We start from the raw sequence: 11,897 nt of genomic DNA, 5'->3' as shown, positions 1-11,897 counted from the left end.
CCAACCAGAGGCTCACGTGATGAAGCATCCGATTCTGGCCGCTGCCGTCCTCGCTCTCGGGGCGGCCGCTCTGACCGGCCCGGTCGAGGCCAAGGGCTGTCTCAAGGGCGCCGTCGTCGGCGGCGCGGCGGGCAGCATGGCCGGCCACGGCAAGGTCGGTGCCGCCGCCGGTTGCGCCATCGGCCACCACGAGGCCAACAAGAAGGACAAGTCCGGCGGACAGAACCCGCAACAGGGCTCCGCGAAGTAAGGCCGCCTTCCCCGGTGCCCCGCTACTTCTTCCACACCCGCATCGGCGCCGACGCCCTCACCGACGACGAGGGCGTGGAACTGCGCGATCCCGATCAGGCCTGGCGTGTGGCGCGGGCGACGATCCGCGCCAGCCTGGAGGATGAGGGGAGCGATCCGCGGCTGGTCACGGCGATCCTCGTCGTCACCGACGAGGCCGGGGAGGTCGTCCTGGAATTTCCCTTCGCCGAGGGGATCCCCGAACCGGGCGCCGAGCCCGAGCCGGGGGAGGGGACGCTGCATTGAGGGCGAGGCGGGGGTTCTACCCCGCCGGCCCGAGCCGCTCGCTGCGGAAGGCGCCGTAGCCGCTGCGGGCCAGCCGCTCGGCGAGAGCCGGCATGAACAGTTCCGCTTCCGCCGCCAGGGTCCAGGGCGGGTTGACGACCACGAGCCCGGTGCCGGTCAGGCGTGTCGGATCGTCGGGCCGCTCGATCATCAGGTCGAGGCGCAAGGCGGGCCGCTCCAGCCCCGCATCGAGGACGGCCGCCATGCGATCGACCCCGGACACGTCCTTGATCGGATACCAGCCGAGATAGATCCCGGTCGGCCATTTTCGCGCGGCCTTCATCAGGTGCGCGCCCAAACGGTCGATCTCGCCGCGCTCCTCGTAGGGCGGGTCGATCAGCACGAGGCCCCGGCGCTCCGGCGGCGGGATCAGGGCGTTGAGCGCGGTCCAGCCGTCGAGATGCATCACCTTCGTGCGCGAATCGCTGGCGTAGCGCTGTGCCAGCGTCTGCGCGTCGGCCGGATGCAACTCCACGAAGACGCCCTTGTCGCCGGCCCGCAGGGCTTCGCGGATGATCGCGGGCGAGCCGGGATAGGTGGTGGCACCAAACCGCGCCCGCACGGCGGCGACCGCCTCGCGGTAGGGCGCGAGCAGGGCTTCGACCTCGGGCGCGAACGGCACGTCGAGCCGGCCGAAGCCCTCGTGCCACTCGCCCGTGCGCCCGGCTTCCTCCGCCGCGAGATCGTAGACGCCGAGGCCCGCATGGGTGTCGATGGCGCGGAACGGCTTGTCCTTGGCGCAGAGATGGACGAGCACGCGAGTCAGCACGAGGTGCTTGAGCACATCCGCGAAATTGCCGGCGTGGAAGGCGTGACGGTAGTTCAGGGCGCGTGTCCAGGATCAGGAGAGGCGACGTCGAAGGCATACTGAGTTGAGGGCACGGCGCCGTCATCGTTGACGGGCGGAAGCGCAACCGCTCATACGTGGTCGTGTCGGACGTGAACCTTCCCGGTTGCGACGGCCCCGTGGCCAGCGGGGCTTGCGGTGGAACCAGCCGGCCACCGCCCATCGCGAGCAGGCGAACCGGGAAGGAGGTGAGAGAATGTGATCGGTTTCCCGATTGCGGTCAGCATCACCGTGACGAAAACGCGAGATGGTTGGCGCTTAGCCATCCACCTCGCGCTGATCTGATCAGGATCGTCTGACAGGAGGCCGGCGGGCGGCCACCCGCCGGTCTCCACCCACAACATAATGTCGTTCTGCGGAATTCCACAATCCGTGGACTTCGGGCTTCACACAAACCGACGGAATGTCCGCGCCTTACCTTGCCGCGTCGACCGACACCTCGCCGGCCCGGCAGTTCTGGCGTGCCACCTCGGGGCAGGGGGTGAAGCCGCGCAGATCCTTCGAAAAGCAGATCCGCACGTCCTGCAATTGCCCCCGGCGGCACGTCACCGACATCATGTCCGGGCGCAGGCCCTTATTGGCCATCACGAACTGCCGGGCGATCTCGATCGGGGCGGCGCGCAGGCTCGCATCCGGCTTCGTGAACGCCTCGGGGATCGTCACGGCCTCGCGCGCCGTCTTCACCGCTTTGAAATAGGCGACGGGATCGAGGCCGGAGCAGGTGCCGTGGGTGCGCCACTCGTGGCGGGCCAGCCCCTCGCTCGGCATGATCTCCCCCGCAGCCTCGACCGCGTTGCGGGTCAGCGGGCGCTCCACCGCCGAGCAGTTCGAGGGATAGCCGCGCTCGTATTGCGGCCACAGCCCGTGCACCACGAAGCCGAGTCCCCGGCCCGGGGCACATTGCCCGTTGCGGTCGCGGCGCGCACCCTCGCTGTCGCAATAGGTCGGCGACCACGACAGCGACAGCACGTAGAAGTCGAAGCTGCCGGGCTCGCCGCCGCGGCGAAACCCGCCGAAATCCTGCGCGCCCGCACCGGAGGCCAGGGTCAGACCGAGGGCCAGGGTCACAAGGCGGCGGAGGCGGAGCATGGACGGGTCTCGGGAGCGGCGGGACGCTCTCAGGACGATGCCGGGCGCGGCCTGCAAGTCAAGCTTGCATCCACGCGGCGCTGCCGGTTTCCCGCGCCGATCAGGGCCGCGCCATCCGGCAGGCGGTGGCGTAGGCGTAGGCGTTGTTGCGGTCGAGGCCGTGGACGCAGAAATCGACGCCCCAGGTCGAGCCGATGATGCCGAGGCTCTCGCGCACCGAGTAATCGACCTTGCGCCGCACCCCGTCCGAGGTCGTGGCGAGGGCCGAGCAGAAGCGGCGCGGGATGAAGTCGACGCCGTAGGGGCGCCACGCCGTGCGCTCGATCCGCTCGTAGGAGACGATCGTCAGCGACGAGTTCCAGAACTTCGCCTCCTTCTCGGCGAACTGGGTCGAGACCTTCTCCAGAACGCCGGTGTCCTGGCAGCCGGGGATGTCGGCGTCGTAGGGGAAGGTCTGCTCCTCGGCCGGCGAGATCTCCTCGCGGCCGGAGCGGGCGAGCGCCGGCAGCACGGACGAGGCCGTGACGAGGCCGAGCGCCAGGACGGCGAGGGGAAGGTTCGGGCGCATGCCGCTCAGATCCGCCAGTTGAGGGTGCCGTGGCGCGACGCAGGCCCGTTCAGGGCTTGGCGCAGCGGGCACCGGATGGGCGAAAGACGATGCGCTGCCCTCGTGCCAAGTCAAGCTTGGACCTGTCGAGGGCGCCGCTTTTGGACCGGCCTGGGGTGTTAGAGGCACAGTGCTGGAGCGCCGCGTAGCAAGCGGGAGGCTTCGCGTCGCTCGCGATGAGGTCGCTTGCCTAATCACTCATATGTACGGGATAAAATTCATTCAACAGGCAAGGAAAGGCCGCATGCAAATGTGATCAATTTTCGAAATCTCTATCATGTGCCAAGATGGCTTCTTCTAAATCATCGAACCACTTTGGCTCTCCTTTTTTCTCTGGATTCCACATCAAAATGGTTTCGACGAGTGTTCTTTCCTGCAGATCTGAGTACTGAAGATCGGGTTCAACAAAATCGCACGAATAGACGCGAAATTTTTCTGTATGAAGGTTTTGCATGCAATTGTAACGAATGGCGCGCGATGGTGAGAGTTTGCGCCAGACAGTAATCTGTTTCAGAAGATGTGATTTCATTCAGGATTTAGCTTTGAAAACAAAGCGTCTTAAGCTGGCCATCCGGAAGTATGCAGTGTGCTATCCGCTGCATGTTTGTTGATGGTCAGGTTTCGGAAAACGTGCTGTCTGGGGGTGTCCAGATGGATATGAAATTCTTGTCGCAAAAATCCAGTATGAGTTCATCATCGTCGGAAAAATTGCCTTCGATGGTGATCTCGCCGCCCGGCTTGAGGTCTTCCCGATCTGTCCACGGTTCGAGCATGAGCCCAAGCTCGACGGAGGATACGTTTCTGATGACCAGTCGACGCATAAGGATCAAGCTCTCCTTGATGTCGCTCAAACTCAGACTGGCGGAGATTAGCTGCGATTGGAGGTAAGTTCCAGTTTTTCAGTAGATCGGCTCGTCGGACGCCTGATCCGCGGTGTGAGGCGCGGCCAGCGACAGCGGCGCGTAGGCCGCGTCATGCGCCGGAACCGGAGAGCGTGGCCGGCTCGGGGCCGGGGCGGCGGCGTAGGCCGTGGGCGCCGGGGCAGCCGGCGCGCGGGCGAGGCGCGTGCCGGTCGTGCGCGAGGAGGTCGGCGCGACGCCGTAGGGATCGTCCTCCTCGACGTCGATCGGCGCCTGGGTCGGGATGGTCTGGCGCGCGGGCGGGCGGGGCGAGGCCAGCGGCCGCGGCGAGCCGTCGGCAAGGTTGAGCTGCGACTCGAACTTGAGCAGCGGCTTGCAGATGCGCTTCAGGCCGCGCGGGTCGTGCATCGCCAGATCGACGTGGATGTGGTCGTAGTGGAACACGTTGGAACCCGGCGCCAGCACGGTCGAGAACCGGGCACAGGCCCCCACGAACACCTCGCGCAGAAAGGCTTGCTCGGCCTCGGTGCCGCGCCAGCCGCCCTTGACGGTGATGACGTGGCCGTCGGCGAGCGTGAAGGACATGATGTCGAGCGCGTTGCCGAACGAATGCTCGGAGAGCTTGGCACCGGCTTGGTTGTTGCGACCGCGGCAGGAATAGGTGCCCGCGTTGATCTCGGCCACCGGCACGCCGAAATAGAGGTTGGCGGCGGGCTGGATCGTGTCGGCGAGCCACGCTTCGGCCTCGGCGAGCGCCGGGCAGGCCAGCGTCATGCGCTGCTTGAGCGCCACCGTGCCGCCGCCGAGCCGGGTGACCTTGAACGGCTGCTGCATGCCGCAGGGGCCGGGGCCGTCGATCTCCTTGGCGAGTGAGACATAGGCCGTCGGCTGCACGAGCTTGCGCGCGATGCACATCTGTTCGGCTTGGTCGCGCCATGCTTCCCGGCGCTCGAACCGGTTGATCGCACAGCCCGTGAGCCCCGCGCCGAACAGCACCAGAGCCGAGAACGCTAACGCTTTACGCCACATGGACGCGACGATGCGCATCGTCCCGTAAACGAGGCGCTAACGATGCGCGGTCGGATCCGCCCCCATGTGGAGCGCTGTTGACAGATTCGACACGGACCGTGACTCGGATGGGCATGATCTCGCTTCTCGACATCCGCACCCGTGTCGCGGACGGCACCCTTTCGGCGGCGGACGCGATCCAGACCGCGCGCGAGCGGATCGCCGCGCGCGACCCCGCCATCGGCGCCGTGCTGCGCACCGCACCCGAGGCCACAGCGCCCGCGCGTGGGCCGCTCGCCGGCATCGCGGTGGGGATCAAGGACATCATCGACACCGCCGACATGGCGACCGAGTCCGGCTCGGAGATCTATGCCGGCTGGCGACCGCGGGCCGACGCGGCGATCGTTTCGCGGCTGCGCGCGCTCGGCGCCGTGCCGCTCGCCAAGACCGCGACCACGGCCTTTGCCGGCCTCGACCCCGCCGCCACCGTGAACCCGCACGATCCCGGCCACACGCCGGGCGGCTCCTCCTCGGGCTCGGCCGCAGCCATCGCCGCCGGGATGCTGCCCCTGGCGCTCGGCACCCAGACCGGCGGCTCGGTGATCCGCCCGGCGGCCTTCTGCGGGATCGCAGCGATCAAGCCCTCGTTCCGGCTGCTGCCCACGGTCGGCGTCAAGACCTTCTCCTGGGCGCTCGACACGGTCGGCCTGTTCGGCGCCTCCGTCGCCGACATCGCCCACGCGCTCGCGCTGATCGCGGACCGGCCCGGTCTCGAGGCGCCCGCCCCGGAGCGCCCGCGCCTCGCCCTCTGCCTCCAGGATTTCGCGGGGAGCGCCGACGCGGACGCGTTGGCGGCGCTCGATCACGCGGCCCGTGCCGCGGAGCGGGCCGGGGCGGTTTTGCGCGATCTCGTCCTGCCGGAGCCCTTCGCGCGGGCCTGGGCCGCGCACCCGACCGTGCAGGATTTCGAGGCGCGCCAAGCGCTCGCCTGGGAATATGCCGAGCACCGGGAGGCGCTGCCGCCGGTGCTGCGCGGCCAGCTCGACCGGGCGCAGGATCTCAGCGCCGCCGATTACGACGCCGCCCGCCGCGAGGCGCACCGGGCGCGCCGACTGCTCAAGGCGCTGTTCGCGGATGTCGATGCGATCCTGACGGTTTCCAGCGTCGGTCGCGCGCCGAAGGGCCTCGGCTCGACCGGCGATGCGCGCTTCAATCGCCTCTGGACCCTGATGGGCGTGCCTTGCGTCACCGTTCCGGTGCCGGGGGACGGGTTGCCGCTCGGCGTGCAGGTGATCGCCCGGTTCGGCGACGACGGACGGGCGCTCGCCGTCGCGCGGATGATCGAGGGGGCGCTGGCGCGGGCATAGACATCGCCCCGCGGGGCTTTGTCCTTCGGCGCGCGAGGCTGAACGGAAGACCGTGCCTCGCTCAAGCCGTCTTCGACCCTTTTACATCAGGCTGGCGCCTCTCGGTCAGGCGACGTCGCGCGCGAAGGCCGCCCGGCACGCTCGATACGCTGAGACGAAGGCTCGCACCTGCCCCTCCGCTTCCGGCCTGGACCCAACGAACAGGTCGAGCCGGCCTACGCGCTCCGCTGCGATGCCGTCCTGCCGCGCCAGCATCTCGGGCAGAAGCGCGACGCCGAGACCGGCGGCAACGCAGCCGAGGATTCCCTCCACCGAGCCAAGTTCGACGATGCGGGCGCCGATCCTGCGTTCCCGCAGCACTTGATTCAGTCGCTCGCGGCAGATGCAGCCCGCGGCGAAGGTGAAGGCTTGGCCAGCCGTCTCGGCCGGCATGCCTGCGGGACGCAGCAGGGCGAGCGGGATACTGTCGAGCGGACGGGAGATGATGGCCGCATGGATCGAACGGTGACCGAGGATGGCCGCATCGAGCTTCCCCTCCGCCAGTAAGGCGTCGAGGTCGCGCGACACGCCTGTCGCCACGTGCAGGTCGAGCCCCTCGTGGTCCGCCAACAGCCGGGCCAGGACGGGGGGAAGCACGGTGGTGGCTGCGACCGCGATCGCACCCAGTCGGAACGGGCCGGCCGTCTCGGTTCCCCGGGCCGCCCGCATCGCCTCGGCGGCGAGGATCTCCATCTGCTCCGCGTAAGGCAGGAGTCGTGCCCCCGCGGCTGTCAGGCGAACACCCCTGGGGAGTCGTTCGAACAGCCGCATTCCGATCGCGGTCTCGAATTGGCCGATGCGCGCCGACAGCGCCGACTGGACGGTGCCGAGCCGCTCGGCCGCCGCCGTCATCGAGGAGGCCTCAGCCACGATCCTGAAAGCGTGCAATCCGCGAAGGTCCATCAGTCATCGTAAATCGTGATCGCTGGTGCCACAAGGCAGCGTTAGTCGCGATACCGAGGCCACGACATGTTCGGCCCATGACGACGCTCCTGCACACCGCCACGACGCCGCTGCTTGACATTGCCTACGAGGTCGGCGGCCCGCCTGACGGCTTTCCCGTGCTGCTGCTGCACGGCTGGCCGGACGATATCCGGACTTGGGACGCCATCGTCCCCACTCTCCACGCCGCGGGTTTCCGCACGTTCGCGCCGTATCTGCGCGGCTTTGGCCCGACGCGCTTCCGGGGAGCCGACATTCCCCGCTCGGGCCAACTCGCGGCGCTCGGAGCCGACCTGCTTGATCTCGCCGATGCATTGAACCTCGACCGCTTTGCGGTCGTCGGCCACGATTGGGGGGCGCGGGCGTCGTACATCGCGGCCTGCACGGCTCCCGAGCGCATCGTGGCTTGTGTCGCCCTCTCGGTCGGCTGGGGCACGAACGATCCGGGCCAGACCCTGACGCTGAACCAGACGCAGAACTACTGGTATCACTGGCTGATGGCCCTGCCACGCGGTGATGCCCTGGTGCGGGACGATCGACACCGTTTCACGCGCCACATCTGGACGATCTGGAATCCCGGCTGGCGGGTGCCGGATGCGGCTTTCTCCACGACGGCCGCCGCCTTCGACAATCCGGACTGGGCGGACGTGACGCTGCATTCCTACCGCGTGCGATGGGGGCATGCCGAGCCAGATCCCCGCTATGCTACACTCGAAGCCCAGCTCGCGGCCGATCCGGTCATCCAGGTCCCGACCCTGACGCTCCATGGCGGTGCCGACCCCTGTAACGATCCGGCGACTTCGAAGGACAGGGACGCGTTGTTTGCAGCTTTCTATCGACGCATCGTCTTGCCCAATCTCGGCCACTTTCCGCAACGTCAGGCACCGGAGGCCGTATTGAAGGAGGTTCTACCCTTCCTCATGCAGGCGGTGGGTCGGGAAGGCTCGGCGTCCCGTGTCGGTCGTTGCATGACGCATGCAGACGGCGCGACCCGTCGCTCCTGCTCGAAGTCGCCAGCTTCCTGCCGATGAAGACCCCATTTCCGGTGATGCTCCGCGACCTCTGACCGATTCATGGTGCGGATCGCCGCCGACGATGCTCTATCCTCTTGTTTTCGCATCATCTTTTTTTCAAAAACCGGCACCGCCTTTCGGGACGCTGCTCTAGCCCGACACGGTCCCACGCGGCGCCGCCTTGCGCCGTTCCGTGAGCGGCAGGTCGATGGAGCAGTGCAGACCGGTCTCGCTCAGTTCGTAGCGCGTGCGCGCGTCGAGGGCGTAGGGCAGCGCCTTCTCGATCAGCTCGCGCCCGTAGCCGCGCCGTTGGGCGGCACCCTCTTCCTGCGAGCGCTCGACCTCCGTCTCGCTCCAATGCAGGGCGAGCCGCATCCGGTCGTCCTCGGTATAGGTGCGCCACGTCACGCTCAGCCACCCCGTCTCTCCGGCGAGCGCGCCGTATTTGCGGGCATTGGTGGCGAGTTCGTGCAGGGCCAAGGCGAAGGTCTGCACCGTCGCCTTGCGCAGCCGCACGGATGGGCCGTCGAGATAGATCCGCTCGGACGCCTCCCAGGCGCCGAGGGCGTCGAGTTCCGTGACGATGAGCGCGTGCAGGGTGATCGGCTCGATGGTGGAGCGGGAGAGCAGGCCCTGCACCCGCGAGAGCACCGCGAGCCGGTCGTAGAACCGCGCGCGGAACATCGGCATGGAGTCGCTTCGGGCCATGGTCTGCTCGGCCAGCGAGCGCACCACCGTGATGAGGTTGCGCGTGCGGTGCTGCAACTCGGCCACCATCACGCCCTGCTGCTCCTGAAGCTGCCGCAGGTCGTCGATGTCGGTGGAGGTGCCCAGCCACTCGAGGATGCCGCTTCCCGCGCGCAGCGGCAGGGCGCGTGACTGGAACCAGCGATAGTGGCCCTCGGGGGCGTGACGGATTCGGTAGTCGACGGCCAGCACCTCGGCCATGGCGGCCCCGCTCCAGGCATCCTGGACCCGGTCGCGATCCTCGGGGTGAACCGCGTCGAGCCAGCCGAAGCCGCGGCTCTCGGCCTCGCTCTGGCCGGTATAGCGGAACCATTGCGGGCTCGCCCAGCTCCACGCGCCGCCGTCGCCCGCCCGCCAGACGAGCTGGGGGATGCCTTCGACCAGAGCGCGCTGCCGGGCTTCGCTCGTGCGCAGCTCCGTTTCGGCCTGCGCCCGCTCGGCCGCCTCCCAGGTCCGCGCGGCCACCTCCTCGATCAGTGTCGTCTCGGAGCGTGTCCAGGCGCGGGGCTCGCGATGGGTCAGGTAGAGGACGGTGCGGATCCGGCCGTCGCGGACCAGCGGCACCGCCACGAAGCTGCCGACGGCGCCCTGTCGCCAGACGCCGGGGGCCGCAACGGCCGCGGTATCGTCCACGATGATCGTCTCGCCGTCCCCGAGCCGATCGAGAACCGCCCGGCCGAAGGCCGTGATGGGCATGGGGCCGAGCCGGGCCTCGGTCTCGGCGTGATAGCCGACCTGCCGCTCGACCCGCTTGCCGTCCGCAGAGAGGCGCGCGTAGCCGACCCGTCCGGCGCCCAGATGGCGCCCCAGCGCCTCGACCACGGTTTGAAGGGCGGCCTGCGGGTCGGTCTGGTCCTGAAGCCGGTCGGCGAGATCGAGAAGGAAGGCCTGCCGTGCCTCCTCCGCCCGCAGATTCTGGGCGGCAAGGTGCTGATCGTGGATGTCCGTGGCGGCGCCGATCCAGCGCGTGATTCGCCCTTCCGCGTCCCGCGCCGGGGCGTGGCGGATCAGGAACCATCGAAACGGGCCGTCGCGGCGGCGGATGCGCTGCTGTCGCTCCACCGGCCGGCCGGCGGCGAAGGCTTCGGTGAAGATGCGCTTCGTCTCCGCTCTCTCGTCGGGGGGGATGGTGGCCAGCCAACCGCCGTTCTGGACCTGCTCCTGAGTCTGGCCGGTATAGTCGCCCCATTGCTGGTTCACGACGATGACCTTGCCTTCGGGATCGCAGTTCCAGAGCAGGCTCGGCACGAGTTCGGCGAGGGTCCGGAAGCGCCCCTCGCTCTCGCGCAGGGTGTCGGCGGTCCGCTTGCTCAGCAGCGCCTGGAGGATGGCCGGGGCGAGGGCCTCGGCGGCTTCGCGATCCTCCGACCGGTATCCGCCCGCGCGGTTGCCGAGCCCGATCATTCCGATGGTCTGTCCGTTCCACTTCAGCGGGACGCCGAGAAAGGCCTTCAGGCGCGGGTGGCCCGCCGGTGTACCGATCCGGTCCGGGTGCGAGCCGGGATCGTTGGCGATGAGGCTTTTCCCCTCGCGCAGCACCCGGCCGTAAAGGCCGTGGATCTGGAGTCCTTTTGGGCCGACGCCCTTCGGAAAAGCGGGATCTTCCATCGCGAAGTTCTGCCAGCCGCGATCGCTGATGGAGAGTTCGTCGAACCGGTCGTTCTCTTTGTCGATCTCCCCCATGAAACTGAAGACGCTCTGCGTCACATCCTCGGCGACCGCGAGGCAGACGCGGCCGAGTTCCTCCTCGGTGGGGGCTGTCAGCGCCTCACGGAAGATGCGGTTGATCCCTTCCAGCACCGCGTTCTTGCGCCGGATGTCCGCCTCCGCCCGGCCGCGCTCGACCGCCGACCAGATCCGCTCGGCCACTTCCCGCAACAAGGCGAAGTCGGCCTCCACCCACTGCCGCGGGGTCGAGTGGCTGACGCAGAGCGCGCCGACCAGGTTGCCGTTCTTGATCAGCGGTGCGCCCATGCAGGCGCCAATCTGCAGGGCGGCGAAGGCGGGACGGCTGGCCTCCGGAACCGAAACGCAGGCCTGCGTATCGGCCAGGACGTGGCACTCCCCGCGGCGGAGAATCCCGGCGGACCATGCGAAGTCCGCGAGCTTGTGCTCGCCGGCGACCGAGAGCGCATCGCCGCGAATGTGGTCCCACGCGATCCGGATGATCCCCGCGGTTTCGTCGATGGCGGCGTAGTAGCACCGGTCCACATCCAGCCGCTCACCCACCAACCGGCATGCCGCGCTCTGAATCGCCTCCGGATCGGTCAGCGTGCGCACCGCATCGCTCAGCGCCAGGAGGAAGGCCTGCCGCTCCTCGCGATCGCGCAGGCCCGTCTCGGCGACTTTACGCTCGGTGACGTCGTCGTAGAGGATCAGCACACGGTCGTTCGCCTGCGGGTAGACGGAGACCTCGAACCAGCGCCCCATCGGCGTGTCCGTGTGCTCCAGCCGTGCCGGCAGGCCCGTCGCGGCGATGCGTTCGTAGGTCTCGACCCACCAGCGATCGAGGTCGGGCACCACTTCGCGTCCCGTCCGCCCGCGCGCCTCCGCTGCCGGCAGGCCGACCAGCCGCTCGAAGGCGGGATTCAGCTCGATGTAGCGGAAATCGACGGCCCGGCCCTGCTCGTCGCGCACGAATTCGAGTTCGCAGAAACCCTGCTCCATGGTCTGGAACAAGGTGCGGTACTTCTCTTCGCTCGCCCGAAGGGCCGCTTCGGCCCAATCGAATTCAAGGATCCGTCGCGCCGTTGCGTCGCGATTCGACGGCCACCCGGGCGGGTCTGTTCTTTCGCCCATCCTGCG

General features: G+C 68.4%; 12 protein-coding genes. 4 read left to right on the top strand and 8 right to left on the bottom strand.

The window, feature by feature from the left end; all coding sequences use genetic code 11:
• The first annotated feature begins 19 nt into the window (after nucleotides 1-19).
• A complete protein-coding gene (locus Y590_RS03405) occupies nucleotides 20-250 on the top strand; it encodes a hypothetical protein (RefSeq protein WP_060768649.1) in 231 nt (76 codons plus the stop codon).
• A gap of 14 nt (nucleotides 251-264) precedes the next feature.
• Nucleotides 265-534 (top strand): DUF6894 family protein, encoded by a 270-nt coding sequence (locus Y590_RS03400; protein ID WP_060768648.1) that lies wholly within the window; start codon nucleotides 265-267, stop codon nucleotides 532-534.
• 16 nt (nucleotides 535-550) lie between these two features.
• Here Y590_RS03400 and Y590_RS03395 read toward each other — a convergent pair whose 3' ends face one another.
• The 6 genes from Y590_RS03395 to Y590_RS03375 form a co-directional block, all read right to left on the bottom strand.
• Complete coding sequence (locus tag Y590_RS03395; RefSeq protein WP_083530736.1) at nucleotides 551-1,357, bottom strand: 23S rRNA (adenine(2030)-N(6))-methyltransferase RlmJ; 807 nt, start codon at nucleotides 1,355-1,357, stop codon at nucleotides 551-553.
• A gap of 477 nt (nucleotides 1,358-1,834) precedes the next feature.
• Nucleotides 1,835-2,509, bottom strand: a complete 675-nt coding sequence (locus Y590_RS03390; protein ID WP_060768646.1) for a ribonuclease T2 family protein — start codon at nucleotides 2,507-2,509, stop codon at nucleotides 1,835-1,837.
• A gap of 100 nt (nucleotides 2,510-2,609) precedes the next feature.
• A complete protein-coding gene (locus Y590_RS03385) occupies nucleotides 2,610-3,077 on the bottom strand; it encodes a hypothetical protein (RefSeq protein ID WP_060768645.1) in 468 nt (155 codons plus the stop codon).
• A 295-nt stretch (nucleotides 3,078-3,372) separates the two neighbouring features.
• Nucleotides 3,373-3,645, bottom strand: a complete 273-nt coding sequence (locus tag Y590_RS26215; protein WP_144439915.1) for a hypothetical protein — start codon at nucleotides 3,643-3,645, stop codon at nucleotides 3,373-3,375.
• Nucleotides 3,646-3,730: 85 nt separating this feature from the next.
• Entirely contained in the window at nucleotides 3,731-3,937 is a 207-nt protein-coding gene (locus tag Y590_RS03380; protein WP_135298883.1) for a hypothetical protein, read from the bottom strand.
• Nucleotides 3,938-4,015: 78 nt separating this feature from the next.
• Nucleotides 4,016-5,005, bottom strand: a complete 990-nt coding sequence (locus Y590_RS03375; RefSeq protein WP_060772133.1) for an extensin-like domain-containing protein — start codon at nucleotides 5,003-5,005, stop codon at nucleotides 4,016-4,018.
• Between the two features lie 113 nt (nucleotides 5,006-5,118).
• On the opposite strand from Y590_RS03375, the gene Y590_RS03370 reads away from it, so the two are divergent.
• On the top strand, nucleotides 5,119-6,351 hold the full coding sequence (locus tag Y590_RS03370) for an amidase (protein WP_060772132.1): 1,233 nt from the start codon (nucleotides 5,119-5,121) through the stop codon (nucleotides 6,349-6,351).
• Between the two features lie 105 nt (nucleotides 6,352-6,456).
• Here the strand turns inward: Y590_RS03370 and Y590_RS03365 are convergent, their stop codons facing one another.
• Nucleotides 6,457-7,293 carry a LysR family transcriptional regulator gene (locus Y590_RS03365; RefSeq protein ID WP_060768643.1) on the bottom strand — a complete coding sequence of 279 codons (837 nt, stop codon included), beginning with the start codon at nucleotides 7,291-7,293 and terminating at the stop codon, nucleotides 6,457-6,459.
• A gap of 77 nt (nucleotides 7,294-7,370) precedes the next feature.
• On the opposite strand from Y590_RS03365, the gene Y590_RS03360 reads away from it, so the two are divergent.
• Entirely contained in the window at nucleotides 7,371-8,363 is a 993-nt protein-coding gene (locus Y590_RS03360) for an alpha/beta fold hydrolase (RefSeq protein WP_083530734.1), read from the top strand.
• 132 nt (nucleotides 8,364-8,495) lie between these two features.
• Here the strand turns inward: Y590_RS03360 and Y590_RS03355 are convergent, their stop codons facing one another.
• Nucleotides 8,496-11,891, bottom strand: coding sequence for a GAF domain-containing protein (locus tag Y590_RS03355; RefSeq protein WP_060768642.1), 3,396 nt, complete (start codon nucleotides 11,889-11,891; stop codon nucleotides 8,496-8,498).
• Nucleotides 11,892-11,897 lie beyond the last annotated feature (6 nt).

This window comes from Methylobacterium sp. AMS5 (genome assembly GCF_001542815.1).
GTDB lineage: Bacteria > Pseudomonadota > Alphaproteobacteria > Rhizobiales > Beijerinckiaceae > Methylobacterium.
The sequence above is the reverse complement of the archived record's forward strand: the minus strand, read 5'-3'. Positions and strand labels throughout refer to the sequence as shown.

Bases quoted from the DNA above. Each gene is read 5' to 3' on its own strand.
- Y590_RS03380 (WP_135298883.1), bottom strand. From the start codon at position 3,937: ATGCGTCGACTGGTCATCAGAAACGTATCCTCCGTCGAGCTTGGGCTC.
- Y590_RS26215 (WP_144439915.1), bottom strand. From the start codon at position 3,645: ATGAAATCACATCTTCTGAAACAGATTACTGTCTGGCGCAAACTCTCA.
- Y590_RS03370 (WP_060772132.1), top strand. From the start codon at position 5,119: ATGATCTCGCTTCTCGACATCCGCACCCGTGTCGCGGACGGCACCCTT.
- Y590_RS03405 (WP_060768649.1), top strand. From the start codon at position 20: ATGAAGCATCCGATTCTGGCCGCTGCCGTCCTCGCTCTCGGGGCGGCC.
- Y590_RS03385 (WP_060768645.1), bottom strand. From the start codon at position 3,077: ATGCGCCCGAACCTTCCCCTCGCCGTCCTGGCGCTCGGCCTCGTCACG.
- Y590_RS03355 (WP_060768642.1), bottom strand. From the start codon at position 11,891: ATGGGCGAAAGAACAGACCCGCCCGGGTGGCCGTCGAATCGCGACGCA.
- Y590_RS03375 (WP_060772133.1), bottom strand. From the start codon at position 5,005: ATGTGGCGTAAAGCGTTAGCGTTCTCGGCTCTGGTGCTGTTCGGCGCG.
- Y590_RS03390 (WP_060768646.1), bottom strand. From the start codon at position 2,509: ATGCTCCGCCTCCGCCGCCTTGTGACCCTGGCCCTCGGTCTGACCCTG.
- Y590_RS03360 (WP_083530734.1), top strand. From the start codon at position 7,371: ATGACGACGCTCCTGCACACCGCCACGACGCCGCTGCTTGACATTGCC.
- Y590_RS03365 (WP_060768643.1), bottom strand. From the start codon at position 7,293: ATGGACCTTCGCGGATTGCACGCTTTCAGGATCGTGGCTGAGGCCTCC.